The sequence below is a fragment of the Streptomyces sp. NPDC042336 genome (assembly GCF_055581985.1).
In genome coordinates this window covers 39,105-64,590 of the sequence record NZ_JBVJEA010000005.1, presented here as the reverse complement: position 1 = coordinate 64,590, position 25,486 = coordinate 39,105, and the positions used below count along the sequence as shown (strand labels likewise).

24 protein-coding genes are annotated in these 25,486 nt (G+C 71.8%); 17 read left to right on the top strand and 7 right to left on the bottom strand.

Features of this window, described 5'->3' with window-relative positions; genetic code table 11:
• Positions 1 to 102: 102 nt before the first annotated feature.
• From ACZ6IM_RS13155 to ACZ6IM_RS13125, 7 genes are all read left to right on the top strand, one after another.
• Positions 103 to 981, top strand: a complete 879-nt coding sequence (locus tag ACZ6IM_RS13155; protein ID WP_052842151.1) for a MurR/RpiR family transcriptional regulator — start codon at positions 103 to 105, stop codon at positions 979 to 981.
• 141 nt (positions 982 to 1,122) lie between these two features.
• Complete coding sequence (locus ACZ6IM_RS13150) at positions 1,123 to 1,710, top strand: hypothetical protein (protein ID WP_469556517.1); 588 nt, start codon at positions 1,123 to 1,125, stop codon at positions 1,708 to 1,710.
• Between the two features lie 175 nt (positions 1,711 to 1,885).
• Positions 1,886 to 3,595 carry a urocanate hydratase gene (gene hutU / locus ACZ6IM_RS13145; protein ID WP_052842149.1) on the top strand — a complete coding sequence of 570 codons (1,710 nt, stop codon included), beginning with the start codon at positions 1,886 to 1,888 and terminating at the stop codon, positions 3,593 to 3,595.
• Positions 3,592 to 4,809 carry an allantoate amidohydrolase gene (locus ACZ6IM_RS13140; protein ID WP_469556514.1) on the top strand — a complete coding sequence of 406 codons (1,218 nt, stop codon included), beginning with the start codon at positions 3,592 to 3,594 and terminating at the stop codon, positions 4,807 to 4,809. Before hutU ends, ACZ6IM_RS13140 begins: the two co-directional genes overlap by 4 nt.
• Positions 4,806 to 6,155: a formimidoylglutamate deiminase gene (locus tag ACZ6IM_RS13135; RefSeq protein WP_469556511.1), complete on the top strand. Its 1,350-nt coding sequence runs from the start codon at positions 4,806 to 4,808 to the stop codon at positions 6,153 to 6,155. Before ACZ6IM_RS13140 ends, ACZ6IM_RS13135 begins: the two co-directional genes overlap by 4 nt.
• A gap of 38 nt (positions 6,156 to 6,193) precedes the next feature.
• A complete protein-coding gene (gene hutI / locus ACZ6IM_RS13130) occupies positions 6,194 to 7,369 on the top strand; it encodes an imidazolonepropionase (protein WP_469556509.1) in 1,176 nt (391 codons plus the stop codon).
• A 30-nt stretch (positions 7,370 to 7,399) separates the two neighbouring features.
• A complete protein-coding gene (locus ACZ6IM_RS13125) occupies positions 7,400 to 7,723 on the top strand; it encodes a hypothetical protein (protein ID WP_052842145.1) in 324 nt (107 codons plus the stop codon).
• A gap of 77 nt (positions 7,724 to 7,800) precedes the next feature.
• Here ACZ6IM_RS13125 and ACZ6IM_RS13120 read toward each other — a convergent pair whose 3' ends face one another.
• Complete coding sequence (locus ACZ6IM_RS13120) at positions 7,801 to 8,727, bottom strand: RNA polymerase sigma factor SigF (RefSeq protein WP_052842144.1); 927 nt, start codon at positions 8,725 to 8,727, stop codon at positions 7,801 to 7,803.
• A 240-nt stretch (positions 8,728 to 8,967) separates the two neighbouring features.
• Between ACZ6IM_RS13120 and ACZ6IM_RS13115 the strand changes: the two genes are divergently transcribed.
• A complete protein-coding gene (locus ACZ6IM_RS13115; protein WP_052842143.1) occupies positions 8,968 to 9,345 on the top strand; it encodes an STAS domain-containing protein in 378 nt (125 codons plus the stop codon).
• 196 nt (positions 9,346 to 9,541) lie between these two features.
• The gene (locus ACZ6IM_RS13110; RefSeq protein WP_052842142.1) at positions 9,542 to 10,054 is read left to right on the top strand and encodes an ATP-binding protein; all 513 of its coding nucleotides are present in this window, start codon (positions 9,542 to 9,544) and stop codon (positions 10,052 to 10,054) included.
• Positions 10,055 to 10,790: 736 nt separating this feature from the next.
• Here the strand turns inward: ACZ6IM_RS13110 and ACZ6IM_RS13105 are convergent.
• Complete coding sequence (locus ACZ6IM_RS13105; protein WP_052842141.1) at positions 10,791 to 12,287, bottom strand: MFS transporter; 1,497 nt, start codon at positions 12,285 to 12,287, stop codon at positions 10,791 to 10,793.
• A 552-nt stretch (positions 12,288 to 12,839) separates the two neighbouring features.
• Between ACZ6IM_RS13105 and ACZ6IM_RS13100 the strand changes: the two genes are divergently transcribed.
• Together ACZ6IM_RS13100 and draK are read left to right on the top strand one after the other, a co-directional pair.
• Complete coding sequence (locus ACZ6IM_RS13100) at positions 12,840 to 13,517, top strand: response regulator transcription factor (RefSeq protein WP_052842140.1); 678 nt, start codon at positions 12,840 to 12,842, stop codon at positions 13,515 to 13,517.
• A 35-nt stretch (positions 13,518 to 13,552) separates the two neighbouring features.
• A complete protein-coding gene (gene draK / locus ACZ6IM_RS13095) occupies positions 13,553 to 14,827 on the top strand; it encodes a two-component system sensor histidine kinase DraK (protein WP_052842139.1) in 1,275 nt (424 codons plus the stop codon).
• A gap of 23 nt (positions 14,828 to 14,850) precedes the next feature.
• On the opposite strand, the gene ACZ6IM_RS13090 is transcribed toward draK, so the two are convergent.
• Positions 14,851 to 15,423 carry a GtrA family protein gene (locus ACZ6IM_RS13090; protein ID WP_052842138.1) on the bottom strand — a complete coding sequence of 191 codons (573 nt, stop codon included), beginning with the start codon at positions 15,421 to 15,423 and terminating at the stop codon, positions 14,851 to 14,853.
• Positions 15,424 to 15,588: 165 nt separating this feature from the next.
• Between ACZ6IM_RS13090 and ACZ6IM_RS13085 the strand changes: the two genes are divergently transcribed.
• The 4 genes from ACZ6IM_RS13085 (at position 15,589) to ACZ6IM_RS13070 (ending at position 19,799) form a co-directional block, all read left to right on the top strand.
• Positions 15,589 to 16,740 carry a 5-(carboxyamino)imidazole ribonucleotide synthase gene (locus ACZ6IM_RS13085; protein WP_469556501.1) on the top strand — a complete coding sequence of 384 codons (1,152 nt, stop codon included), beginning with the start codon at positions 15,589 to 15,591 and terminating at the stop codon, positions 16,738 to 16,740.
• Complete coding sequence (gene purE, locus ACZ6IM_RS13080; protein WP_052842136.1) at positions 16,737 to 17,279, top strand: 5-(carboxyamino)imidazole ribonucleotide mutase; 543 nt, start codon at positions 16,737 to 16,739, stop codon at positions 17,277 to 17,279. Before ACZ6IM_RS13085 ends, purE begins: the two co-directional genes overlap by 4 nt.
• Before the next feature lie 34 nt (positions 17,280 to 17,313).
• On the top strand, positions 17,314 to 18,504 hold the full coding sequence (locus ACZ6IM_RS13075) for a dipeptidase (RefSeq protein ID WP_469556497.1): 1,191 nt from the start codon (positions 17,314 to 17,316) through the stop codon (positions 18,502 to 18,504).
• 164 nt (positions 18,505 to 18,668) lie between these two features.
• On the top strand, positions 18,669 to 19,799 hold the full coding sequence (locus ACZ6IM_RS13070) for a dipeptidase (protein ID WP_052842134.1): 1,131 nt from the start codon (positions 18,669 to 18,671) through the stop codon (positions 19,797 to 19,799).
• A 12-nt stretch (positions 19,800 to 19,811) separates the two neighbouring features.
• On the opposite strand, the gene ACZ6IM_RS13065 is transcribed toward ACZ6IM_RS13070, so the two are convergent.
• The 3 genes from ACZ6IM_RS13065 to ACZ6IM_RS13055 form a co-directional block, all read right to left on the bottom strand.
• Positions 19,812 to 20,204 carry a VOC family protein gene (locus ACZ6IM_RS13065; RefSeq protein WP_052842133.1) on the bottom strand — a complete coding sequence of 131 codons (393 nt, stop codon included), beginning with the start codon at positions 20,202 to 20,204 and terminating at the stop codon, positions 19,812 to 19,814.
• A gap of 31 nt (positions 20,205 to 20,235) precedes the next feature.
• The gene (locus tag ACZ6IM_RS13060; protein ID WP_052842216.1) at positions 20,236 to 20,595 is read right to left on the bottom strand and encodes a VOC family protein; all 360 of its coding nucleotides are present in this window, start codon (positions 20,593 to 20,595) and stop codon (positions 20,236 to 20,238) included.
• Between the two features lie 185 nt (positions 20,596 to 20,780).
• Positions 20,781 to 22,124, bottom strand: coding sequence for a UDP-glucose dehydrogenase family protein (locus ACZ6IM_RS13055; protein ID WP_052842132.1), 1,344 nt, complete (start codon positions 22,122 to 22,124; stop codon positions 20,781 to 20,783).
• Between the two features lie 182 nt (positions 22,125 to 22,306).
• Between ACZ6IM_RS13055 and ACZ6IM_RS13050 the strand changes: the two genes are divergently transcribed.
• The gene (locus tag ACZ6IM_RS13050) at positions 22,307 to 23,464 is read left to right on the top strand and encodes an acyl-CoA dehydrogenase (RefSeq protein WP_052842131.1); all 1,158 of its coding nucleotides are present in this window, start codon (positions 22,307 to 22,309) and stop codon (positions 23,462 to 23,464) included.
• Positions 23,465 to 23,498: 34 nt separating this feature from the next.
• Here ACZ6IM_RS13050 and ACZ6IM_RS13045 read toward each other — a convergent pair whose 3' ends face one another.
• Positions 23,499 to 24,065 (bottom strand): acyl-CoA thioesterase, encoded by a 567-nt coding sequence (locus ACZ6IM_RS13045; RefSeq protein WP_052842130.1) that lies wholly within the window; start codon positions 24,063 to 24,065, stop codon positions 23,499 to 23,501.
• Positions 24,066 to 24,185: 120 nt separating this feature from the next.
• On the opposite strand from ACZ6IM_RS13045, the gene ACZ6IM_RS13040 reads away from it, so the two are divergent.
• Positions 24,186 to 25,466: an LCP family protein gene (locus tag ACZ6IM_RS13040; RefSeq protein ID WP_469556490.1), complete on the top strand. Its 1,281-nt coding sequence runs from the start codon at positions 24,186 to 24,188 to the stop codon at positions 25,464 to 25,466.
• Positions 25,467 to 25,486: the final 20 nt, after the last annotated feature.

Genomic DNA, 25,486 nt, shown 5'->3' with positions numbered 1-25,486 from the left:
CGGGCGCTCTCGGCCGTCCCTCGGCATCGTGCCCTCCGGCGCCTCGCTGTATAACGGTATGCAGTGACCGGGCGAGGTGAATAGACGTAGGGGGAGCAGGCCATGAGCGGGACCAGTGGGGCCGGTGCGCGTGGTGGGACGAACGGGGCCGACAGCCCGGCGGCACGGCTCCAGGCCCTGTTCGAGGGGCACCGGCTGACGCCGACCCAGCGGCGCATCGCGCACAGCATGGTGCGCCGCGCCTCCGACGTGCCGTTTCTGTCGAGCGTGGAGCTGGCCGAGCTGGCGGGGGTCAGCCAGCCGTCCGTGACCCGCTTCGCCGTCGCCCTCGGTTTCGACGGCTATCCGGCGCTGCGGCGCCATCTGCGCGAGGTCGCGCCCGCGGAGCCGGTCGCGGACACCGGGGCCGGCAACGAGTACCAGCAGGCGGTGGCGGCCGAGATCGAGAACCTCCGGCACCTCGCGGAGGTGCTGGCCGACCCGGGTCCGGTGCGGGAGGCCGGCCGCCTGCTCGCCGGGAGCCGGCCGCTGCCGGTGCTCGGACTGCGGGCCGCCGCCGCCCAGGCGCACGGCTTCGCCTACTTCGCCGCCAAGGTCCACCCGGACGTCCGGCTGCTGGGCGAGGGCGGCACGATGCTCCACGACCGCATCGACGCCGCCGTCCGGGCCGGAGCGGGCACGCTGCTCTGCTTCGCCCTGCCCCGGCACCCGCGCGAGGTCGTCGAGGCGCTCACCCACGCCAAGGAGGCGGGGCTCACGGTGGTGACCGTCGCCGACTCCGCCTTCGCGCCGGTCGCCAAGGTGTCCGACCTGCTGCTGCCCGCCGCCGTCGGCACCGGCCTCGCCTTCGACACGGCCTGCGCGCCGATGCTGCTCGGCCGGGTGCTCCTCGAGGCGATGTGCGACGACCTGCCGGACGCGCAGGCCCGGCTGGAGGAGTTCGACGCCAAAGCCGTGGCGCGGGGGCTCTTCGTGGACTGACCCCGCGCGGGGTGCCCGGACGGCGGACGCGTTCTCAGACTCGTCTCAGCTTGCCCCGTTACAGTGCGGCGCCTGACACACCCTTCAGACGCATCGGCACCGGACACATCGCACGGGCCGGAACGGAACAGGAGGCAGGACGTGGCGCGCGGAGGACAGGTGGGGCTGGCGCGGGTCGCCGTCGTCGTACGGGCGGGTGCCGCACCGCTGTGGTGGCTGGGCGTTTTCGCGGCGGGCATCGGCGTACTGGTGCCCGGACTCACCGGACGCCGGATCGGGGTGCTGGCCGGTGCCGCGCTCTTCATCGTCGCCACGGCCGTCGTGGCGTGGGTGCGCAGGCGGCGCTACACCGCCCTCGCCGGTTCGGCCGCCCGCGCGGGCAAGCACGATGTGCTCCAGGACCGCCGGGTCACCGTGCGCAACTGGCGCCGGGGCCACCGCTGGTGGCTGCTTCTCGCCTTCCTCGCCGCCCTCGGCAGCGCCTTCGCCGTGCCCGCCGCGGGCGGGCTGCTGCTGGCCGGCTGCGGCGCCGGGCTGTGGCTCAAGTCCGCCTGGATCGGCCGCCGCGAACAGGCCGGGGACGCCCTGCTGTGGGTCCGCGTGAACTGGCTCGCCGGCAACGCCGGCCGCCCCGCGGGCAAGGCGGTCAAGGCCTACCGCAGCACGGGCATCGCGGCGGGCGACGCGGCACCGGGCGGTGCCAGGCGCAAGACGCCCGCGGCAGTCTGAGCGCGAGCGACCACGACAAGAACCGGCAGTCCGAGTGCGGGGTCCCCGACCGGGGGCCCCGCACTCGCATGTGCGCCGCGCGGACACGACCCTGTTGACTAGTTCTATTCAGGAGGCGAGGATATGAATAGCCGCAGCAACAATCCGCCGGGAGCAAGCCACCAGGAGGCAGACCATGTCCGGACCTCGTCCTGTCCGAGCGCCACGCGGTACCGAGCCGAGCGCCCTGGGCTGGCAGCAGGAGGCCGCCCTGCGGATGCTGCAGAACAACCTCGACCCGGAGGTCGCCGAGCACCCCGACAAGCTCGTCGTCTACGGCGGCACGGGGAAGGCGGCCCGCGACTGGCGTTCCTTCGACGCGATGGTGCGGACCCTGCGCACCCTCAAGCAGGACGAGACGATGCTCGTCCAGTCCGGCCGGCCGGTCGGCGTCATGCAGACCCACGAGTGGGCCCCGCGGGTCCTCATCGCCAACTCCAACCTGGTCGGGGACTGGGCCAACTGGGAGGAGTTCCGCCGGCTGGAAGCCCTCGGCCTGACCATGTACGGGCAGATGACGGCCGGCTCCTGGATCTACATCGGCACCCAGGGCATCCTCCAGGGCACCTACGAGACCTTCGCCGCCGTCGCCGCGAAGAAGTTCGGCGGCACGCTGGCCGGCACCATCACCCTCACCGCCGGCCTCGGCGGCATGGGCGGCGCCCAGCCGCTGGCCGTCACCATGAACGACGGCGTCGTGATCTGCGTCGACTGCGACCCGCGCGCCATCGACCGCCGCATCGAGCACCGCTACCTCGACGTCAAGGCCGACTCCCTCGACCACGCCCTCCAGCTGGCCACCGAGGCCCGGGACCGGCGTAAGCCGCTGTCCATCGGCGTCCTGGGCAACGCCGCCGAACTGGTCCCGCAGCTTCTCGCCATGGGCGCCCCGATCGACATCGTCACCGACCAGACCTCGGCGCACGACCCGCTGGCCTACCTGCCCACCGGCATCGCCTTCGAGGACATGGCCGACGCCGCCGCCAAGGACCCGGCCGGCTTCACCACCCGGGCCCGCGAGTCCATGGCCCGGCACGTCGAGGCCATGGTCGGCTTCCAGGACGCCGGTGCCGAGGTCTTCGACTACGGCAACTCCATCCGCGGCGAGGCACAGCTCGCCGGATACGACCGGGCCTTCGCCTTCCCCGGCTTCGTCCCCGCCTACATCCGCCCCCTGTTCTGCGAGGGCAAGGGCCCCTTCCGCTGGGCCGCCCTGTCCGGCGACCCCGCCGACATCGCCAAGACCGACCAGGCGATCCTCGACCTGTTCCCCGAGAACGAGTCCCTGGCCCGCTGGATCAAGATGGCCGGGGAACGGGTCCACTTCCAGGGCCTGCCCGCCCGCATCTGCTGGCTCGGCTACGGCGAGCGCGACAAGGCCGGAGAGCGGTTCAACGACATGGTCGCGAGCGGCGAGCTGGCCGCCCCGATCGTCATCGGCCGCGACCACCTCGACTGCGGCTCCGTCGCCTCCCCGTACCGCGAGACCGAGGCGATGCTCGACGGCTCCGACGCCATCGCCGACTGGCCGCTGCTCAACGCCATGGTCAACGTGGCCTCCGGCGCCTCCTGGGTCTCCCTCCACCACGGCGGCGGCGTCGGCATGGGCCGCTCCATCCACGCCGGACAGGTCACCGTCGCCGACGGCACTCCTCTCGCCGGGGAGAAGATCCGCCGGGTGCTCACCAACGACCCCGGCATGGGCGTCATCCGGCACGTCGACGCCGGGTACGACATCGCCGAGTCGGTGGCCGGGGAGCGGGGCGTCCGGGTGCCGATGCGCGAAGGCCGCGAGGGCGCAGAGGCGCACGGGAGCGGCACGACGCCCGAGGGTGACGGCGCGTGAGCTTCCACAGCATGTGGGCGGAGCTGCTGCCGGTCGGCCGCGGCTCCGCCTCCGGCGGCTACCGCCGCTACGCCTGGACCGGAGCCGACGCCGACTGCCGGACCTGGTTCCAGGAGCAGGCCGAGGCTCGCCGACTGGTTTACGAGGTCGACCGCAACGGCAACCAGTGGGCCTGGCTCGGCGACCCGGCCGCCGGGAACGCCGTCGTCACCGGGTCCCACCTGGACTCCGTGCCCGACGGCGGCGCTTTCGACGGCCCGCTCGGCGTCGTCTCCGCGTTCGCCGCCCTGGACGAACTGCGCGGGCGGGGAGCGCGGTTCACCAGGCCGCTGGGCATCGTCAACTTCGGTGACGAGGAGGGCGCCCGCTTCGGCCTGGCCTGCGTCGGCTCCAGGCTCACCGCCGGCGCGCTCACCGTCGAGCAGGCCCACCGCCTGACCGACGGCGACGGCATCCCCCTCCCGCGGGCCATGGAGGCCGCCGGGTACGACCCGGACACCCTCGGCCCCGACCCCGAGCGGCTCGCCCGCATCGGCGCCTTCGTCGAACTCCACGTCGAACAGGGCCGCGCCCTCGACCTGTCCGGCGATCGCATCGGCATCGCCTCCGCCATCTGGCCGCACGGACGCTGGCGGTTCGACTTCCGCGGCGAGGCCAACCACGCCGGCACCACCCGCCTCGCCGACCGGCACGACCCGATGCTGCCGTACGCCGAGACCGTCCTCGCCGCCCGCCGCGAGGCCGAACTCGCCGGTGCCGTCGCCACCTTCGGCAAGATCGGCGTCGAACCCAACGGCGTCAACGCCGTCCCCTCCCTGGTGCGCGGCTGGCTCGACTCCCGCGCCGCCGACCAGGCGAGCCTGGACACGGTGGTCACCGGCGTCGAGAAGGCCGCCCGCGAGTACGCCGCCGCCCACGGCGTGGACCTCGACGTCGTGCGCGAGTCCTTCACGCCCGTCGTCGAGTTCGACCATGCCCTGCGCGACGAACTCGCCCGCATCCTGGGCACCCGTACGGAACTGAAGGTCCCCGTCCTCGGCACCGGCGCCGGACACGACGCCGGAATCCTCTCCGGCCGCATCCCGACCGCCATGCTGTTCGTACGCAACCCCACCGGCGTCTCGCACTCCCCGGCCGAGTACGCCGCCGAGGACGACTGCGTGGCCGGGGTGAACGCACTCGCCGACGTACTGGAAGGGCTGGCCTGCACGTGACCGCCACCGAACGGACCCGCACGTACTGGCTGGAGCACGCCTGGCTCGGCGCCCACGTCGAGCCGGACGTGGCCCTGGAGGTGGCGGACGGCCGCATCACCGCCGTCCGCACGGGCATCCCCACCCCGCCGTCCGGAGCCGAGATCCTGCGCGGCCTGACCCTGCCGGGACTGGCCAACGCCCACTCGCACGCCTTCCACCGGGCCCTGCGCGGCACCGTCCAGGTCGGCTCCGGCACCTTCTGGACCTGGCGCGAGGTGATGTACTCCTTCGCCGACCGGCTGACCCCGGACACCTACCACGCCCTCGCCCGCGCCGTGTACGCCGAGATGGCGCTGGCCGGCATCACCACCGTCGGCGAGTTCCACTACGTCCACCACGCGCCCGGAGGCACCCCCTACGCCGACCCCAACGCGATGGGCGAGGCGCTGATCGAGGCGGCCGCCGAAGCCGGTGTCCGCATCACCCTCCTCGACACCTGCTACCTGTCCTCCGGCTTCGGCGAACCCCCCAACACCCACCAGCTCCGCTTCTCCGACGGCACGGCCCAGGCCTGGGCCGAACGCTGTTCAGTTCTCAAGGAACGGGATCACGCACGGATCGGAGCGGCGATCCACTCCGTACGGGCCGTGCCCGCGGACCAGTTGGCGACCGTGGCGCGGTGGGCCGAGGAGCGGCGGGCCCCGCTGCATGTGCACCTGTCCGAGCAGACCGCCGAGAACGACGCCTGCCGCCAGGCCCACGGCTGCACGCCCGCGCGGCTGCTCGCCGACCACGGTGTGCTGGGCGCCCGCACCACCGGCGTCCACAACACCCACCTCACCGACGAGGACATCGCCCTGCTCGGCGACAGCCGCACCGGCACCTGCATGTGCCCCACCACGGAACGGGACCTCGCCGACGGCATCGGTCCCGCGGCCGCCCTCCAGCTGGCGGGCTCCCCGCTCTCCCTCGGCTCGGACAGCCACGCCGTCGTCGACCTGCTGGAGGAAGCGCGCGCCATGGAGCTGAACGAGCGCCTGCGCACCCGCGCCCGCGGCCACTGGACGGCCGCCGCCCTGCTGCGCGCCGCCACCGCCGACGGACACGCCGCCCTCGGCTGGGACGACACCGGCCGCATCGAGACCGGCGCCCGCGCCGACCTCGCGACCGTCGCGCTGGACTCGGTCAGGACCGCGGGGCCACTGCCCAGGCTCGGCGCCGAGACGGCCGTATTCGCCGCGACGGCAGCGGACGTACGGCACACGGTCGTGGGCGGGCGGCACGTCGTGTGCGACGGGGCGCACGCCCTCGTACCGGATGTGCCGCGGGCCCTGGCGCGGGCCGTCGAAGCCCTGCGCGCCTGACCATCCGCACCCGCCCCCACGAGGACACCAGGGACCCCATGAGCAGCAGCACCGTCATCACCAACATCGCCGCACTCGTCACCAACGACCCCTCCCTCGGCGACCACTCCCCGCTCGGTCTGGTCCGGGACGCGGCCGTCGTCATCGAGGGCGACCGCGTCGCGTGGACCGGTGAATCAAGCAAAGCACCCGCCACTGACAACCGGGTCGACGCCGGCGGCCGGGCGATCCTGCCCGGCTTCGTGGACTCCCACTCCCACCTGCTCTTCGCGGGCGACCGCACCGAGGAGTTCAACGCCCGCATGTCCGGCCGCCCCTACAGCGCGGGCGGCATCCGCACCACCGTCGCCGCCACCCGCGCCGCGAGCGACGCGGAACTGGAGGCGTCCCTCACCCGCTACCTCGCGGAGGCCCTGCGCCAGGGCACCACCACCTTCGAGACCAAGTCCGGCTACGGCCTGACCACCGCCGACGAGTCCCGCGCCCTGCGCGTCGCCGCCCGTCACACCGACGAGGTCACCTTCCTCGGCGCCCACATCGTCGCCCCCGAACTCGCCGACGACCCCGCCGCATACGTCGACCTGGTCACCGGCGAGATGCTCGACGCCTGCGCCCCGCACGCCCGCTGGATCGACGTGTTCTGCGAGAAGGGCGCCTTCGACGGCGACCAGGCCCGCGCGATCCTCACCGCGGGCAAGGCCAAGGGCCTGCACCCCCGCATCCACGCCAACCAGCTCTCCCACGGCCCCGGCGTACAGCTCGCCGTCGAACTCGACGCCGCCAGCGCCGACCACTGCACCCACCTCACCGACGCCGACGTGGACGCCCTCGCGGGCAGCCGTACGGTCGCGACCCTGCTCCCCGGCGCCGAGTTCTCCACCCGCGCCCAGTGGCCGGACGCCCGGCGCCTGATCGACGCCGGTGCCACGGTCGCCCTGTCCACCGACTGCAACCCCGGCTCCTCCTTCACGTCCTCCGTGCCCTTCTGCATCGCGCTCGCCGTACGGGACATGGGGATGACGCCGGACGAGGCGGTCTGGTCGGCCACCGCGGGCGGCGCCGCGGCCCTGCGCCGCGACGACGTCGGCCGCCTCACCCCGGGCGCGTACGCCGACCTGACGCTGCTCGACGCCCCGAGCCACGTGCACCTGGCCTACCGGCCGGGCGTGCCGCTGGTCGCGGGGGTGTGGCGGCGGGGCGTGCGTAGGGTGTGAGCGGCGGGTGAACCGGGGAGCGGGGGACGGATGGCCAAGTACTGGTGGACGCCGTTCCTGGTGAACGTGCTGCTCGGGATTCCGGGCGTCGTGCCGTTCTGGCTCGTGTGGTTCCTGGTGGTCAACTGGCCGCTGGCGGAACTGGGCTGGACGGTGCGCGAGCCGACGGAGAACGACGGCATGGCGCTCTGGCTGGTGATCGTCGTCCCGGTGGTGGCGCTCTTCGCGATGATCTGGTGGCTGGTCAACGAGGCGTTGCGGCGCCGGACCTCCCTCGCGCCGCGCACCTTCTGGCTCCTGTGCGCTTCGGCCCCGCTGCTGCCGACGGCCGCACTGATCGCCAACTCCCCGTGAACGACAGCCCGAAGGGGGGCGGCCCGGCAGCGGACCGCCCCCCTGGAGGGCAAGCGTCACCCGGTCGGGGCTGAGGACTACTCCTCGACCGTGAGCCCCTTGCGCAGCCGTACGAGTGTGCGCGACAGCAGACGCGAGACGTGCATCTGGGAGATGCCCAGCTCCTCGCCGATCTCCGACTGGGTCATGCCGGCGACGAAACGCAGGGAGAGGATCTTCCGGTCCCGCGAGGGCAGCTCGGCGATCAGCGGCTTCAGGGACTCCACGTACTCGATGCCCTCGAGCCCGTGGTCCTCGTAGCCGATGCGGTCGGCGAGCGCGCCCTCCGCGTCGTCCTCCTCCGGCTGGGCGTCCAGCGAGGAGGCGGTGTAGGCGTTGGACGCCGCCATGCCCTCGACGACCTCGTCCTTGGACAGGCCGAGGTGCTCGGCCAGCTCGGACACCGTGGGGGCGCGGTCGAGGCGCTGGGCCAGCTCGTCGCCGGCCTTCGCCAGGTCGAGCCGCAGCTCCTGGAGGCGCCGCGGGACGCGCACGGACCACGAGGTGTCACGGAAGAAGCGCTTGATCTCGCCGATGATGGTCGGCATCGCGAACGTGGGGAACTCCACACCGCGCGACAGCTCGAAGCGGTCGATCGCCTTGATCAGGCCGATGGTGCCGACCTGGATGATGTCCTCCATCGGCTCGCTGCGCGAGCGGAAGCGGGAGGCGGCGAACTTGACCAGCGCGAGGTTCAGCTCGACGAGCGTATTGCGTACGTACGCGAACTCATGGGTGCCTTCTTCCAGCGACTCCAGCCGCTCGAAGAGGGTCTTGGACAGGGCCCTGGCGTCCGCCGGAGCGACCTCGTCGTACGCGGGGATGTCCGGAAGCCCGGCGAGTGCGCCGTCGTGGTCGACGACGGCGTCGGGTTGCTCGATGGGATCCAGATGTTCCGGAGGGAGTGTCGACGTCGCTTGGTGGGTACGCGATCCGTCGAGCCGGGGTGACATGATGTCCTCCATCGTTCTCGGCATACGGCTGCCGAAGCCAAATACGTGCACTGCGGTGTGCGGCGCCTCCAAAGCCGGCCGTGTCGGTTTACGTGTCCTACTAGCCCTACCGGGTTTACCGAGCTGACCGCAAGTGTGTTCTGTGCGGGTATGTCCGTTTGTGTGCGGTTGTTCGGGTGTCGGAGTGCAGTGGGAGGGCGTAGTGTTCGAGGGCGTCAGCAAGCAGTCACGACCTCGGGAGAGAGAAACGGCATGGACCGCGGGACGGTCGGCAGTGCCCAGTCGGGCCGGCTTCTGGTCGAGGTGAGGGAAGAGGGCCCCAGCGCCGTCGTGACTCCGGCGGGTGAGCTGGATCACCACACCGCCGACCTGTTGCGCGAGCCGCTGGAGGAGTGCCTCGCCAAGGGATTCAGCCGGCTCGTCGTGGACTGCTCGCGGCTGGAGTTCTGTGACTCCACAGGGCTGAACGTCCTGCTCGGAGCGAGGCTGAAGGCGGAGGCCGCGGGGGGCGGAGTGCATTTGGTGGCCATGCAGCCGGTGGTGGCGCGCGTGTTCGAGATCACGGGAGCCGAAGCGGTCTTCACCCTTCATGACACGCTTGCGGCCGCCCTGGCCGACGCGTCCGACTGAGCCGTCCTTGTCCGGCCGGCGGAGGGGCGCGTGCGCATCCCGGGGCGGGTGTTTTCGCCCTGCGGCGGGTTTCGTGCGCAATACAGGGGTGTTCGTACGGTCCCGTCGGGCAGGAGAGACCCTGAACCGGCTGTGTACGACTGTGCTGTCTACGACTTTGAAACGTGAACTGGTGAATCGGTGAGGTGAAGCGCTGATGAGCACCACCCGGCCCTACTCGCCGGGCGACCGCGGTCCGGAGCCCAGCGGCGCTTCCGGGGTGTCCGCGTCCGCGCCCGCCGCGTCCGGGGAGGGCGGCGGGCGGCAGACCCGCAGGCTGACCTTCGAGGACGCGAGCGGGGTCGTCCCGCTGGCCCGTGACTTCACCCGCGAGGCGCTGTACGCCTGGGGCTGGCTGCCGTCCGCCACCGCGGACCAGCGGGCCGCCGCCGAGGACGTCCTGCTCGTGGTGTCCGAGCTGGTCACCAACGCCTGTCTGCACGCCGAAGGGCCGGACGAGCTGCGGATCACCTGCGAGAAGAAGGTGATCCGGCTGGAGGTCTCCGACCGCGGTACGGGGCAGCCGGCGCCGCGGACCCCGCACCGCGCCGGGCGCCCGGGCGGGCACGGGATGTTCATCGTGCAGCGGCTGTGCCTGGACTGGGGCGTCGTGCGTACGCCGGGTGTCGCGGGCAAGCGGGTGTGGGCGGAGCTGGGGGCCCCGGCGTAAGCCTGCGACGCTTGCGCCGTGTTCGCCCACCCGTCGGTCGGCCAGGAAGCCCGGCCCCCTGGGGCTCCGCCCCAGACCCCGGCGGGGACTTCGTTCCCCTGCACCCCTTTCGCCCACCCGTCTCGGTCGGCCAAGGAGCCGAGCCCCCTGGAGCTCCACCCCCAGCCTCGCGGGGACTTCGTCTCCTGCTCCCCTTCGCCCATCCGTCCGTCTGTCTCGGTCGGCCCAGGGGTCCAGCCTCGTGGGGCTCCGCCTCGGACCCGGTGGGGACTTCGTCTCCTGCTCCCCTTCGCCCATCCGTCTGTCTGTCTCGGTCGGCCCAGGGGTCCAGCCTCGTGGGGCTCCGCCTCGGACCCGGTGGGGACTTCGTCTCCTGCTCCCCTTCGCCCGCCCGTCTGTCTGTCTCGGTCGGCCCAGGGGTCCAGCCTCGTGGGGCTCCGCCTCGGACCCGGGGGGAACTTCGTCTCCTGCTCCCCTGCGCCCGCCCGTCCGTCTGTCTCGGTCGGCCCAGGAGCCGAGCCCCCTGGGCCCCCGCCTCAGCCCCCGGCGGGGACTTCGTCTCCCGTCCCGCTCCCTGGGGCTGCCCCGCCGCGCTCCAGCGTCTCGTCGGGTCCCCCGGGCTTTCCGTGAGGCAGTCCTGAGGGACGGGTGCCCTCGCCCCCGGCCGAAAAGGCGGAAGGGCCACCTCGTCCGGGGTGGATGAGGTGGCCCTTCCGAAAGGCGGCTGCCGCAGGGTTCAGCGGACGTCGCCCATGAGTTGCTTGACTCGCTTGCGGTACATCCAGATCGCGATGCCCGCGATCACCGCGAGGGTCGCCTCCGCGGCGACGATGCCCGTCTTGTTGAGGTCGACGCCGGCGATGGAGAGCAGGCCGGTCGTGGCGTCACCGGCGGTGACGGCCAGGAACCAGACGCCCATCATCTGCGAGGCGTACTTCACCGGCGCCATCTTCGTCGTCACCGACAGGCCGACCGGGGAGAGCATCAGCTCACCGCAGGTCTGGACGAAGTAGATCGCCACCAGCCACAGGGCCGCCGCCTTGTGGCCGCCCTCCGCGATGCCCAGCGGGGCCAGGAAGAGGAAGAAGGACGCGCCGACCAGGACCAGACCGCCGCAGAACTTGACGACGGTGCTCGGCTCCTTGCCGCGGCGGGCCAGCGCCAGCCACAGCGTGGCGAAGACCGGGGCCAGGGCCATGATGATGACCGGGTTGACCGACTGGTACCAGGAGACCGGGAAGTCCCAGCCGAAGACGCTGTTGTCCGCCGAGGAGTCGGCGAAGAGCGACAGGGTCGAGCCGCCCTGGTCGTAGATCATCCAGAACACGGCGGCGGCCACGAAGAACCAGATGTACGCCGACATCTTGGACTGCTCAGCGCGGTCCAGGGACTTGTCGCGCTTGATGTTGGTCAGCACCAGCACCGGAATGATCACGCCGAGCAGGGTCAGCGGGACCAGGACCCAGTTCAGGGTGTAGTGACCGGAGAAGCCGACGATCGCGTAGAAGACGACGGCCAGCGCGGCCCAGAAGGCGGACTTGCGCAGCGTCGAGGTCTTCTCCTGGACGGACAGCGGCTTCGGGACCACGCTGGAGTGCGGGTCCAGGTGGCGGCTGCCGATCAGGAACTGGAGCACGCCCAGGCCCATGCCGACCGCGGCGAGCGCGAAGCCCAGGTGCCAGTTGACGTTCTCGCCGATGGTGCCGATGGTCAGCGGCGCGGCGAAGGCACCGAGGTTGATGCCCATGTAGAAGACGGTGAAGCCACCGTCGCGGCGCGGGTCGTCGGGGCCGTCGTAGAGCTGGCCGACCATCGTGGAGATGTTGGCCTTCAGCAGACCCGAGCCGATGGCGACCAGACCGAGGCCCGCGTAGAACGTGCCGGAGGACGGCAGCGCCAGCGTGAGGTGGCCGAGCATGATCACGCCGCCGGCGATGGCGACGGTCTTGCGGGGGCCCCAGACCCGGTCGCCGAACCAGCCGCCCGGCATCGTGAGCAGGTACACCAGCGAGAGGTACACCGAGTAGATCGCGGTCGCGGTGCCGGCGCCGAGGCCGAGACCACCCGGGGCGACGAGGTACAGCGGGAGCAGAGCCCTCATGCCGTAGTAGGAGAACCTCTCCCACATCTCGGTCATGAAGAGTGTGGCCAGTCCGCGGGGGTGGCCGAAGAAGGTCTTCTCGGAGCCGGGGGTGCCCGGGGTGACCGAGTCCTTCGTCAGGCTGGACGCCATGGTCGATCCTTGCTGGTCGGGACGCGCTCATGAGGCGATGCGCGCCCGGTGGGGGGCGGCCGGCACCGGCGGCACTTCCCCGCCCGTCCCACGCCTGAGGGATTCCGCTCCGGATTGCGAAGCGGTGGGCGGCGGCCACCGGGATCCACGCCTCGGCGCGCGTCACTGCACGCGGTGAGGCCCGGCCACAGGTCATTCCTTTCAAGGCCGGCCGTGGGGGCCGGCCCGCACACAAAAGTGACCTTCAGCGTCGAACTGTCGCCAAAGGTCCACGGGGTGCTACAGGCGCTGATTCACCATACGGCAGGACACCGCCCGGTATGGAAGGACTTGAGACGCGGATCACAGGTAATTGTGGAACCGTGAACGATCTTTCGAAGGTCCATCACAGGATGGCACCCCACAGCCGCAGGTGCGGACGCGGGGTCGACGAGGCGGGTCGTACGGCGGGTGTCCGGGGCGCGCTCGGCCGGTGTCCGGCTTGCCCCTTGTACGCCGGCCGTGGCAGCGATCTTGCCCCGGGCGTTGCTCCGAGCGGTCTACCATCAGCCCATGACCCGTGTACTGCTCGCCGAGGACGACGCGTCCATCTCGGAGCCGCTGGCCCGCGCTCTGCGCAGGGAAGGGTACGAGGTCGAGGTGCGTGAGGACGGACCCACCGCACTCGACGCCGGGCTCCAGGGCGGCGTCGACCTGGTCGTGCTGGACCTGGGCCTGCCGGGCATGGACGGTCTGGAGGTCGCCCGCCGGCTGCGGTCCGAGGGCCATGCCGTGCCGATCCTGATCCTGACCGCGCGCGCCGACGAGGTGGACACCGTCGTGGGCCTGGACGCGGGCGCCGACGACTACGTCACCAAGCCCTTCCGCCTGGCCGAGCTGCTCGCCCGGGTCCGGGCCCTGCTGCGGCGCGGCGCCGTGGAGCCCCCCCAGCCGCCCGCCACCCACGGCGTGCGCATCGACGTCGAGTCGCACCGGGCCTGGATGGGCGAGGAGGAGCTCCAGCTCACCGCGAAGGAGTTCGACCTGCTGCGGGTCCTGGTGCGCGACGCCGGCCGGGTCGTCACTCGCGACCAGCTGATGCGCGAGGTCTGGGACACGACCTGGTGGTCGTCGACCAAGACCCTCGACATGCACATCTCCTGGCTGCGCAAGAAGCTGGGGGACGACGCGGCCAACCCCCGCTACATCGCCACCGTGCGCGGCGTGGGCTTCCGTTTCGAGAAGAACTGAGCAAGCCCCGAGGGGGGCCTTCCGGGTAAGAGGACATGCGCCGTCGACTGATCCAGTCCACGCTCGCCGTGGTGCTCGTCGTGATCGCCGTCTTCGGCGTCTCCCTCGTCATCGTCGAGACCCGGACCATCAGCAGCACCGCCCAGGAACGGGTCGACCTGGAGGCGGTGCGGCTGGCCAGCATTGTCGACAGCCGGCTCATCGGCACCGGTTCTGTCGACGAGGAGTTCCTGCGGGAGCAGATCCGCGACGCCCGCTATGCCGTCATCCGCATCCCCGGCGAGCCGGTCATCGAGGTCGGCGGCAAGCCGTCCGGAGACGTCCTCCAGGGCAGGGCCACCGGCGAGGAGGGCGAGACGGTCCTCGTCGAGGAGCCCAGCTCCTCGGTCACCCGGGAGGTCGGGCGGACCCTGCTGATCATCGGCCTGGTGGCGCTGCTCGCGGTGATCGCCGCCGTACTGCTTGCGATCCGGCAGGCGAACCGCCTCGCCTCGCCGCTCACCGACCTCGCCGAGACCGCAGAACGCCTCGGCTCCGGCGACCCGCGCCCGCGGCACAAGCGGTACGGCGTCCCCGAGCTGGACCGGGTCGCGGACGTGCTGGACTCCTCCGCGGAGCGCATCGCCCGGATGCTCACCGCCGAGCGACGTCTGGCCGCCGACGCCTCCCACCAGCTGCGTACGCCGCTGACCGCGCTGTCGATGCGGCTGGAGGAGATCACGCTCACCGACGAGCCGGAGACGGTGAAGGAGGAGGCGACGATCGCGCTGTCGCAGGTGGAGCGGCTGACCGACGTCGTGGACCGGCTGCTCACCAACTCCCGCGACCCGCGCAGCGGCTCCGCCGTCACCTTCGAGCTGGACGACGTCATCCAGCAGCAGATCGCCGAGTGGCGCCCGGCGTACCGCAGTGAGGGCCGGGCCATCGTCAGCTCCGGCAAGCGCCATCTGACGGCCGTGGGCACCCCGGGCGCCGTGGCGCAGGTGCTGGCCGCGCTGATCGAGAACTCCCTGATGCACGGCGGCGGCACGGTGGCCCTGCGGACCCGGGTGACCGGCAACCAGGCCGTGGTCGAGGTCACCGACGAGGGCCCCGGGGTCCCGGGCGACCTGGGCGCGCGGATCTTCGAGCGGGCGATCAGCGGACGCAACTCCACCGGCATCGGCCTGGCCGTCGCCCGCGACCTGGCCGAGGCGGACGGCGGCCGCCTGGAGCTGCTCCAGGGGCGTCCACCGGTCTTCGGGCTGTTCCTGTCCCGTACGCCGCCGTCGAAGAAGTCCTCGGCGGACGGTGGGGACACGGTGCGCTGAGCCCCCCGGGCCGGGGGAGCGGGTCAGCGGTGGCCGGCGGGGGCACCGTCCGCGCGGGGGACCGCGGTCGGGTGCTCGTGCTCCAGGAAGGTCTCCGCCCGCGTCACCGGCTCACGGGCGGGCAGCGCGCGGAAGACCCAGCTGCGGTAGGACCAGAAGCGGAACAGCGTGCCGATCCCGATGCCGAGGAACTTGAAGATGTTGCTCTGCAGCGGGCTGTCCCAGCCGAACCCGTACGTCGCCGTGTAGAGCACGCCGTTCTCGATGACCAGCCCGATCGCGCTGAACAGCAGGAACAGCGACATCTCGCGGGTCTGGCCGCTCTTGTCGCGGTCGCGGTAGGTGAAGTAGCGGAAGCCCACGTAGTTGAAGACGATCGCGACGACCGTGGCGACGATGCTGGCCCGCACCACCTGGAGGTCGGTGACGTGCCGCACGAAGTTGAAGACCAGGAGGTTGACCAGCACCCCCGCGCCGCCCACGGCGCCGAACTTCACCACCTCACGCACGAACCGGTGGACCCGCCCGCGCATCCCGGCGCGCGGCGCCGGGTCAGTGGAGGGAGCCGTCTGAGCACCCGAGGAACCATGTCCCATGGCCGTGCAGGCCCCCGTCCATCGGTTGGCGTCAATCCGTTCATGCTAACCACCCGGACGCGCGATCTTCCTGCGGACGGACCCGGGGGAGCCGGAACGGGCAGCTGGACCGGTCTGAAACGGCCGGTAAACAGGTGGGCTCCGCGCGGCCGATACGCTAGGGGTGTGACGTTCCCGGTAGTCGGCATGGTCGGCGGTGGCCAGCTCGCTCGTATGACACACGAGGCGGGCATCCCGCTCGGCATCAGGTTCAAGCTTCTCAGTGACACTCCCCAGGACTCTGCGGCGCAGGTCGTGAACGAAGTCGTCGTCGGCGACTATCGCGATCTGGACACGTTGCGCGAGTTCGCGCGCGGCTGTGACGTGATCACCTTCGATCACGAACACGTGCCGACCGAGCACCTCAAGGCCCTGGAGGCGGACGGCATCCCCGTCCGCCCCGGACCCGAGGCGCTCGTGCACGCCCAGGACAAGGGCGTGATGCGCGCGAAGCTCGACGCGATCGGCGTGCCCTGCCCGCGGCACCGGATCGTGAGCGATCCGGCCGACGTGGCCGCCTTCGCCGCGGAGGGCGCCGTCGAGGGCGACGGTTTCCCCGTGGTCCTCAAGACGGTCCGCGGCGGGTACGACGGCAAGGGCGTGTGGGTCGTGGACTCCGTCGAGGAGGCGGCCGAGCCCTTCCGCGCGGGGGTGCCCGTGCTGGCGGAGGAGAAGGTCGACTTCGTCCGCGAGCTGGCAGCCAACGTGGTCCGCTCCCCGCACGGCCAGGCGGTGGCCTACCCCGTCGTCGAGTCCCAGCAGGTGAACGGCGTCTGCGACACGGTGATCGCCCCGGCGCCCGACCTCGACGAGGCGCTGGCCCTGCGCGCCGAGGAGATGGCGCTCGGCATCGCCAAGGAGCTGGGCGTCGTCGGCCACCTCGCCGTCGAGCTGTTCCAGACCCGCGACGGACGCATCCTGGTCAACGAGCTCGCGATGCGCCCGCACAACTCCGGCCACTGGACGATGGACGGCGCGATCACCTCGCAGTTCGCCAACCACGTCCGCGCGGTCCTCGACCTCCCCCTCGGCGACCCGCGCCCGCGCGCGAAGTGGACCGTGATGGTCAACGTCCTGGGCGGCGACTACCCGGACATGTACTCCGCGTACCTGCACTGCATGGCCCGCGACCCGCAGCTCAAGATCCACATGTACGGCAAGGACGTGAAGCCCGGCCGCAAGGTCGGCCACGTCAACACCTACGGCGACGACCTGGACGACGTGCTGGAGCGCGCCCGTCACGCTGCCGGCTACCTGAGAGGGACGATCACCGAATGAGCCAGGCCAGCCCGGTGAGCCCGGTCGTAGGCATCGTCATGGGGTCGGACTCCGACTGGCCCGTCATGGAGGCCGCCGCCAAGGCCCTCGACGAGTTCGAGATCCCCTACGAGGTCGACGTCGTCTCCGCGCACCGCATGCCGCACGAGATGATCGCGTACGGCGAGCAGGCCGCCGGACGCGGACTGAAGGCGATCATCGCCGGGGCCGGGGGAGCCGCCCACCTGCCCGGCATGCTCGCCTCCGTCACCCCGCTGCCGGTCATCGGCGTCCCGGTGCCGCTGAAGTACCTGGACGGCATGGACAGCCTGCTGTCCATCGTGCAGATGCCGGCCGGTGTCCCCGTCGCCACCGTCTCCGTCGGCGGCGCCCGCAACGCCGGTCTGCTGGCCGCCCGCATCCTCGCCGCCCACGACGAGGAGCTGCTCGGACGGATGCGCGAGTTCCAGCAGGAGCTCAACGACCAGGCCACCGAGAAGGGCAAGCGGCTGCGCAACAAGGTCGGGGGCTCCGCGGCCGGCTTCGGATTCGGCAAGTGACGGACAAGTGACGGAAGGGACGGAAGGCACGCCCATGACGACCTCCACGACCTCCCTCGACCGGGCCCGCGAGCTGCTGCGCGAGTTCCCGGTCGTCGACGGGCACAACGACCTGCCCTGGGCGCTGCGCGAGCAGGTCCGCTACGACCTCGACGCCCGCGACATCGCCGCCGACCAGTCCGCGCACCTGCACACCGACCTGGCCCGGCTGCGCTCCGGCGGTGTCGGCGCCCAGTACTGGTCGGTGTACGTCCGCTCCGACCTGCCGGGCGCGGTGACGGCGACGCTGGAGCAGATCGACTGCGTACGGCGGCTGATCGACCGCCACCCCGGTCAGCTGCGGGCCGCGCTGACCGCCGCCGACATGGAGGCCGCGCGGGCCGAGGGCCGGATCGCGTCCCTGATGGGCGCCGAGGGCGGCCACTCCATCGACAACTCGCTGGCCACGCTCCGCGCGCTGTACGCGCTCGGCGTGCGCTACATGACGCTCACCCACAACGACAACGTCGCGTGGGCGGACTCGGCGACCGACGAGCCCGGCGTCGGCGGTCTGTCGGCCTTCGGCCGCGAGGTCGTGCGGGAGATGAACCGCGAGGGCATGCTGGTCGACCTCTCGCACGTGGCGGCGACGACGATGCGCGACGCGCTGGACACCTCCACCGCGCCGGTGATCTTCTCGCACTCCTCGTCCCGGGCCGTCTGCGACCACCCGCGCAACATCCCGGACGACGTCCTGGAGCGGCTGCCCGCCAACGGCGGCATGGCGATGGTGACGTTCGTGCCGAAGTTCGTGCTCCAGGCCGCGGTGGACTGGACCGCCGAGGCCGACGAGAACATGCGCGCGCACGGCTTCCACCACCTCGACTCCGGCCCCGAGGCGATGAAGGTCCACGCCGCCTTCGAGGAGCGCGTCCCCCGTCCCGTCGCCACCGTCTCCACGGTCGCCGACCACCTCGACCACATGCGCGAGGTCGCGGGCGTCGACCACCTGGGCATCGGCGGCGACTACGACGGCACGCCCTTCACTCCGGACGGCCTCGGCGACGTCTCCGGCTACCCGAACCTGATCGCCGAGCTGCTCGACCGCGGCTGGTCCCAGGCCGACCTGGCCAAGCTGACCTGGAAGAACGCGGTGCGCGTGCTCGACGCCGCCGAGGAGGTGGCCCGGGGGCTCCAGGCCACGCGGGAGCCGTCCAACGCGTCGCTGGAGGAGCTCGACGGCTGAGCCGTCACCTCCCTCGTGGCGGGGCAGCCGGTCGGTCCGGTCGCCCCGCCCCCGTATGCCGGGAACCCGCGAGCCGCGTACCCCCGAACGCCCCATCCACCAGGAAGCCCTTTCCGCTCCGTGCGACGGTGGCCGTACCTCACGACGACCGTACGGAGCCCGTCATGGCAGACCTCCAGGACGACCTGCACACCGGTACCGAGGCCGGTGGGCTCGACGACCTGCCCGTGCCGCTCGCCGCGGAGGCCTTTCCGCCGGAGCCCTACGCGCCCGTGTCCGACCCCGACGACGAGCCCCTGAGCCGCGCGCTCGCCGTGCTGGCCGCCCACCCCGTCGCCGACGGCTGCAACGGCCTGCCGTGGGCGCTCAAGCACCTGCCCTGGTACGACCTGGAGCTGGGCGAGAGCGCAGTCGACACCGACGTGCCGCGGCTGCGCGCGGGGCACGTGGGCGCGCTGCTGTGGTCGCTGCACCTGCCCGAGTCCCTCGACGGGGACCGGGCGGTCGGTGCCACGCTGGAGCAGCTCGACCTGGTCAAGACGGTCGTGCGGGCCCACCCGGAGGGCCTGCGCCTGGCCTACGACGCGGGGCAGGCCATCGACGCCCGCAACTGCGGCCGGGTCGCCGTGCTGCCCGGTCCCGCGGGCGCCGCCGCCCTCGGCGACTGCCTCGGCATCCTGCGCTCCCTGCACGCCCTCGGCCTGCGCGCCCTGACGCTGTCCGGGGTGGGCTGGGCGAGCGAGGCGGGGCTGACCCGGTTCGGCGAGGAGGTCGTCCGGGAGATGAACCGCCTCGGAGTGGTCGCCGACCTCTCCGGCGCCTCCGCGGAGACCATCCGCCGTACCTTCGCGGTGTCCAAGGCCCCGGCGCTGTGCACCCGCTCCGCGGCCCGCGCGCTGCGCCCGCACCCCGCCAACCTCCCCGACGACCTGCTGGTGGAGCTGGGCGCGGCGGGCGGCCTGTGCATGGTGCCGCTGACCGCCGAGCAGACCGGCCCGACCGTCCGGGACGTCGCCGACCACCTCGACCACGTCCGCACGGTGGCCGGGCCGCGGAGCGTGGGTCTGTCCGGCACCTACGACACCGGTACCGCCCACCCCCTGGAGCTCGGCGACCCCTCCTGCTACCCCCGGCTCGTCGCCGAGCTGCTCAGGCGCGGCTGGGACGAGGCGGACGTGGCCCTGCTGACCTGGGGCAACCTCCAGCGCGTCCTGCGGGCCGCGGCCTTCACCGCGAAGGCGGCCCAGCTGCGCCGCGAGCCGTCCACGGCGACCATCGCCGACCTGGACGGATAGTCCGCGCGAGCGTCACGTGTGCTCGATCCGGCACAGGCAGAACGGATGTCCCGCCGGATCGGCGTACACCATGAAGTCCTTCTCCTCCCGGTCCTCCAGGTCCAGCGGCCGGGCGCCCAGCGCCAGCACCCTCTCGTGCGCGGCGTCCATCTCGGCCCAGGTCGCCCCGCCGTCGAAGTCGAGGTGGAACTGCTGGGCGTTGCGGTCGGAGCGCGGCCACTCGGGCGGCGTGAGGTCAGGCGCCCGCTGGAAGGACAGGCGGGGTCCGCCGGGCACCTGGAGGACCACCCAGTCCGGGTCCTCCTCGTCGGGCGTGCCGCCCCCGACCGCCGCGTAGAAGCGGGCCAGCTCACTCGGCTCGGGACAGTCGACGACGACGGAACGGAAACGTGCCACGGGTGCCATGGGCGTCCTCCGGATGCTCGTGGGCCGGTGTTCAGCAGGCGCAGAGGCAGAACGGGTGCCCGGCCGGGTCGGCGTAAACCCGGAAGGTACGGGTGCGGTCGTCCGCGTCCAGCGGCCTCGCGCCCAGCTCCAGCACCGCCTTCTCGGCCGCGTCCAGGTCCTTCACTTCGAGGTCGAGGTGGAACTGCTGCGAGTCGTCGGGCGCGGGCCACTTCGGCGGCACGAACCCGGGGGCGGCCTGGAACGCCAGCGCCTGTCCGCCCGGCAGTTTCAGGTCGACCCAGTCGCCCTCGCCCTCGACGGTGCCGCCGAGCACGCCGGCGTAGAAGCGGGCCAGTGCGCGGGGGTCGGGACAGTCCAGGACGACGGGGCCCAGTTCGGCGACGGCCATGACTTCCTCCTTGAAGCACGCGGTCTTCGGTTCTCCGGTCACCACAGTTATCACCGGTACCGGGCCAAGGACGCGTAAACCCCCCAGGGGTTCACCGGCCGCCGCGCCGCTTCGTGGGGCAGAATGCGGACGACGCCGGTTCGGCCGACTGAGCCTCGGCCGAACCGGCGTCCTCCGCGCGGTCGTCAGGCGGTGGGGCGGCCCATCGCCCGGTAGGTCCAGCCGGCCTTCCGCCAGAGCGTCGGGTCCAGGGCGTTGCGCCCGTCCAGGATCACCCGGGCCGCCGCGGCCTCGCCGAGCGCCTCCGGGTCCAGCTCGCGGAACTCCCGCCACTCGGTGAGGTGCAGCACGACGTCCGCGCCCCGCACCGCCTCCAGCGCCGAGTCGGCGTAGCCGAGGGTCGGGAAGAGCCGCCGGGCGTTGTCCATGCCCTTGGGGTCGTACACCGTCACCTGGGCGCCCTGGAGGTGGACCTGCCCGGCGACGTTCAGCGCGGGGGAGTCGCGCACGTCGTCCGAGTCGGGCTTGAAGGTGGCGCCGAGCACCGCGATCCGCTTGCCGAGGAACGGGCCGCCGCCCAGCGCCTGCCGGGTCAGCTCCACCATCTGGCCGCGCTGGCGCATGTTGATGGAGTCGATCTCGCGCAGGAAGGTCAGCGCCTGGTCGGCGCCCAGCTCACCGGCGCGGGCCATGAAGGCGCGGATGTCCTTCGGCAGACAGCCGCCGCCGAAGCCGATCCCGGCCCGCAGGAACTTCTTCCCGATCCGGTCGTCGTACCCGATCGCCTCCGCCAGCTTGGCGACGTCGCCGCCGGCCGCCTCGCAGACCTCCGCCATCGCGTTGATGAAGGAGATCTTGGTGGCGAGGAAGGAGTTCGCGGCGGTCTTCACCAGCTCGGCCGTCGGGAAGTCCGTGACGACGAAGGGAGAGCCCTGCGCGATCGGCGTCGCGTACACCTCGCGCAGCAGCCGCTCGGCCCGCTCGCTGCGCACGCCGACCACGAGCCGGTCGGGGCGCAGGGTGTCCTCGACGGCGAAGCCCTCGCGCAGGAACTCCGGGTTCCAGGCCAGCTCGGCCTCGTCGCCCGCCGGCGCGTGCTCGGCCAGGTAGGCGGCCAGCCGGTCGGCGGAGCCCACCGGCACGGTCGACTTGCCGACGACCAGCGCCGGGCCGGTCAGGTGCGGCGCCAGCGAGGCCAGCGCGGAGTCGACGTACGACATGTCGCAGGCGTACTCGCCGTGCTTCTGCGGGGTGTTCACGCACAGGAAGTGCACGTCGCCGAAGGCCGCGACCTCGGCGAAGTCGGTGGTGAAGCGCAGCCGCCCGCTGGCGCCCTCGATACCGGCGACGTGCTTGCGCAGCAGTTCCTGAAGACCCGGCTCGTACATCGGGACCTCGCCCCGCTGGAGCATCTCGATCTTCTCCGGCACCACGTCCAGACCCAGCACCTCGAAACCCAGCTCGGCCATGGCCGCCGCGTGGGTGGCGCCGAGATAGCCGGTACCGATCACGGTGATCTTCAGGGCCATGGGGTGCTCCAGGGGTGTACGGCACGGTTGCGCGCCCGAGCATATCCGGGACGCCGGAAACGCCCTTCGGTCGGCTGTCGTCAAGCTCACCTATCCACCGGTGCGGCCGGGGCTCTAAAATTTGGGTTACTTAACGGTAGTTAGCGTGCCCAGCAGCACAGCGTTTTGGAGCGTGAGACACCTTGGCCGGATCGGCTGACTTCGACCTGTACCGCCCGTCCGAGGAGCACGACATGCTCCGGGACGCCGTCCGCTCGCTGGCCGAGGCGAAGATCGCGCCGTACGCCGCCGCGGTGGACGAGGAGGCCCGCTTCCCGCAGGAGGCCCTGGACGCCCTGACCGCGAACGACCTGCACGCGGTGCACGTCCCCGAGGAGTACGGCGGCGCGGGCGCCGACGCGCTCGCCACGGTCATCGTGATCGAGGAGGTGGCCCGCGCCTGCGCCTCCTCCTCCCTCATCCCGGCCGTGAACAAGCTCGGCTCGCTCCCGGTGATCCTCTCCGGCTCCGAGGAGCTGAAGAAGAAGTACATGACCCCGCTCGCCAAGGGCGACGGCATGTTCTCCTACTGCCTCTCCGAGCCCGACGCGGGCTCCGACGCGGCCGGCATGAAGACCAAGGCCGTCCGCGACGGCGACTTCTGGGTACTCAACGGCGTCAAGCGCTGGATCACCAACGCGGGCGTCTCCGAGTACTACACCGTGATGGCGGTCACCGACCCGGACAAGCGCTCCAAGGGCATCTCCGCCTTCGTCGTCGAGAAGTCCGACGAGGGCGTCTCCTTCGGCGCCCCGGAGAAGAAGCTCGGCATCAAGGGCTCCCCGACCCGCGAGGTCTACCTCGACAACGTCCGCATCCCCGCCGACCGCATGATCGGCGCGGAGGGCACCGGCTTCGCCACCGCGATGAAGACGCTGGACCACACCCGCATCACCATCGCCGCCCAGGCCCTCGGCATCGCCCAGGGCGCCCTCGACTACGCCAAGGGCTACGTCAAGGAGCGCAAGCAGTTCGGCAAGCCGATCGCCGACTTCCAGGGCATCCAGTTCATGCTCGCCGACATGGCCATGAAGATCGAGGCCGCCCGCCAGCTCACCTACGCGGCCGCCGCCAAGTCCCAGCGCGGCGACGCCGACCTCACCTTCCAGGGCGCCGCCGCCAAGTGCTTCGCCTCCGACGTGGCCATGGAGGTCACCACCGACGCCGTCCAGCTGCTCGGCGGCTACGGCTACACCCGTGACTACCCGGTGGAGCGCATGATGCGCGACGCCAAGATCACGCAGATCTACGAGGGCACGAACCAGGTCCAGCGCATCGTCATGGCGCGCAACCTGCCGTAAACCGGCACCCGCGCGCCGAGGCGTCCGGGAGGACTCAGTCCTCGTACCCCTCCGCCGCCCGTCGCTCGCGCAGCTCCATGATCGCGCGGCGGCGGGCCAGGCGGTGGGTGCGGCGGATCTGGGCCTCCTGGTAGCGGCGCTTGTCCTTCTCGGTCTCGGGGAGGACCGGCGGGACCGTGCGGGGCTTGCCGTCGGCGTCCACGGCGGCGAAGACCAGATAGGCCGAACCGACCTGGGTGGCGGGCGTGGACTCGTTCCAGCGCTCCGCCAGCACCCGGACACCCACCTCCATGGAACTCCGGCCGGTCCAGTTGACCTGCGCCTTCACATGGACGAGGTCACCGACGCGGACCGGTTCGAGGAACGCCATCTCGTCCATGGACGCGGTGACGGCCGGTCCGCCGGAGTGCCGTCCGGCCACGGCGCCCGCCGCGTCGTCGACGAGCTTCATGATCACACCGCCGTGCACCGTGCCCAGCAGGTTGGTGTCGGCGTGCGTCATGATGTGGCTGAGGGTGGTGCGGGAGGCCGAGGTCGGCTTGCCCGGGATCTCCGGGGCCGTCGACTGCGCGGCCGAGGCCTGTTCTGCCTGGTCTGTCATGCCCTCCACCTTATGCCGGGGCTACAACGGCGTGTTTTTGTGTCGGGTTCGCAACAGCACTGCCCTGATTTTCCGACGAACCTTGTAACCCCCACAGTGCGGCCCTGCACACTGGTGCGCATGAATGATTGGCCCGAGGGATGGTCCGGTGACAACCGCGGCAGCGGATACGGACGCGGCAGCGCGAGCGCGCGGCCCGAGAGCGCACGTGTGATGCGTCAGGTCCGCCGTGGCGCGACGCCGCCGCCCGGGCCGGGCCCGTCGGCCCCGCCGTACGGCGCCGGGGTGCCCCAGCAGCCGTCGTACACCGACGGCCAGGGGTACGGCGGCGACGGCTACGACAGCGGCTACAACACCGGCCAGGTCTACGGCGGCGGTGGCGGCGGCCAGGGCCCCGGCCGTCAGGTCCGGGACCGGCCCGCGCCGGACTGGCGCCGCCGGATCAAGTGGACCGCGATCACGGTCGTGACCGCGCTGGTCGTCACCACGGTCGGCACCTACTTCTGGGCCGACTCCAAGCTCAACCGCGAGGTCGACCTGTCCAAGGTCATCGAGCGGCCCGGGGCGGGCGAGGGCACGAACTACCTGATCGTCGGCTCCGACAGCCGCGAGGGCATGACCGCCGACCAGAAGAAGGACCTGCACACCGGCTCCGCCGAGGGCAAGCGCACCGACTCGATGATGATCCTGCACACCGGGGACAACGGGTCGACGCTGATCTCCCTGCCCCGCGACTCGGACGTGGAGATCCCGAGCTTCGTCGGCTCCGAGTCCGGCAAGAAGTACCCGGGCACCGGCCGGCACACCAAGCTGAACGCCGCCTACGCCGAGGACGGCCCCGAGCTGCTGGTGCGCACCATCGAGCACAACACCGGGCTGCGCCTGGACCACTACGTGGAGATCGGCTTCGCCGGCTTCGCGAACATCGTGGACGCGGTCGGCGGCGTCGAGATGGACATCCCGCAGGACATCAAGGACAAGAAGTCCGGCGCCGACTTCCAGAAGGGCAAGCAGACCCTGAACGGCGAGGAGGCCCTCGCCTTCGTCCGCACCCGGTACGCGCTGGCCGGCTCCGACCTGGACCGCACCAAGAACCAGCAGAAGTTCCTGTCGGCGCTGGCGAGCCAGGTGGCCACCCCGTCGACGGTCCTCAACCCCTTCAAGCTCTACCCGACCATGGGCGCCGGCCTGGACTCCCTCATCGTCGACAAGGACATGGGCCTGTTCGACCTGGCGAGCATGTTCTGGGCGATGAAGAGCGTCAGCGGCGGCGAGGGCACCTCGATGAACATGCCGATCTCGGGCAGCGTCGGCGGCAACCTCAAGTGGGACGACGCCAAGGTGAAGAAGCTCGTCGAGGAGCTGAAGAACGACGAGAAGGTCACCGTCTCCGGGAACTGAGCGGGTGCGCGCCGGTGGAC

Bases quoted from the DNA above. Each gene is read 5' to 3' on its own strand.
- ACZ6IM_RS13125 (WP_052842145.1), top strand. From the start codon at position 7,400: ATGGCCAAGTACTGGTGGACGCCGTTCCTGGTGAACGTGCTGCTCGGG.
- draK (WP_052842139.1), top strand. From the start codon at position 13,553: ATGCGCCGTCGACTGATCCAGTCCACGCTCGCCGTGGTGCTCGTCGTG.
- hutI (WP_469556509.1), top strand. From the start codon at position 6,194: ATGAGCAGCAGCACCGTCATCACCAACATCGCCGCACTCGTCACCAAC.
- ACZ6IM_RS13155 (WP_052842151.1), top strand. From the start codon at position 103: ATGAGCGGGACCAGTGGGGCCGGTGCGCGTGGTGGGACGAACGGGGCC.
- ACZ6IM_RS13105 (WP_052842141.1), bottom strand. From the start codon at position 12,287: ATGGCGTCCAGCCTGACGAAGGACTCGGTCACCCCGGGCACCCCCGGC.
- hutU (WP_052842149.1), top strand. From the start codon at position 1,886: ATGTCCGGACCTCGTCCTGTCCGAGCGCCACGCGGTACCGAGCCGAGC.
- ACZ6IM_RS13045 (WP_052842130.1), bottom strand. From the start codon at position 24,065: ATGACAGACCAGGCAGAACAGGCCTCGGCCGCGCAGTCGACGGCCCCG.
- ACZ6IM_RS13055 (WP_052842132.1), bottom strand. From the start codon at position 22,124: ATGGCCCTGAAGATCACCGTGATCGGTACCGGCTATCTCGGCGCCACC.
- ACZ6IM_RS13120 (WP_052842144.1), bottom strand. From the start codon at position 8,727: ATGGAGGACATCATGTCACCCCGGCTCGACGGATCGCGTACCCACCAA.
- ACZ6IM_RS13115 (WP_052842143.1), top strand. From the start codon at position 8,968: ATGGACCGCGGGACGGTCGGCAGTGCCCAGTCGGGCCGGCTTCTGGTC.
- ACZ6IM_RS13110 (WP_052842142.1), top strand. From the start codon at position 9,542: ATGAGCACCACCCGGCCCTACTCGCCGGGCGACCGCGGTCCGGAGCCC.
- ACZ6IM_RS13100 (WP_052842140.1), top strand. From the start codon at position 12,840: ATGACCCGTGTACTGCTCGCCGAGGACGACGCGTCCATCTCGGAGCCG.
- ACZ6IM_RS13040 (WP_469556490.1), top strand. From the start codon at position 24,186: ATGAATGATTGGCCCGAGGGATGGTCCGGTGACAACCGCGGCAGCGGA.
- ACZ6IM_RS13070 (WP_052842134.1), top strand. From the start codon at position 18,669: ATGGCAGACCTCCAGGACGACCTGCACACCGGTACCGAGGCCGGTGGG.
- ACZ6IM_RS13060 (WP_052842216.1), bottom strand. From the start codon at position 20,595: ATGGCCGTCGCCGAACTGGGCCCCGTCGTCCTGGACTGTCCCGACCCC.
- purE (WP_052842136.1), top strand. From the start codon at position 16,737: ATGAGCCAGGCCAGCCCGGTGAGCCCGGTCGTAGGCATCGTCATGGGG.
- ACZ6IM_RS13075 (WP_469556497.1), top strand. From the start codon at position 17,314: ATGACGACCTCCACGACCTCCCTCGACCGGGCCCGCGAGCTGCTGCGC.
- ACZ6IM_RS13065 (WP_052842133.1), bottom strand. From the start codon at position 20,204: ATGGCACCCGTGGCACGTTTCCGTTCCGTCGTCGTCGACTGTCCCGAG.
- ACZ6IM_RS13090 (WP_052842138.1), bottom strand. From the start codon at position 15,423: ATGGGACATGGTTCCTCGGGTGCTCAGACGGCTCCCTCCACTGACCCG.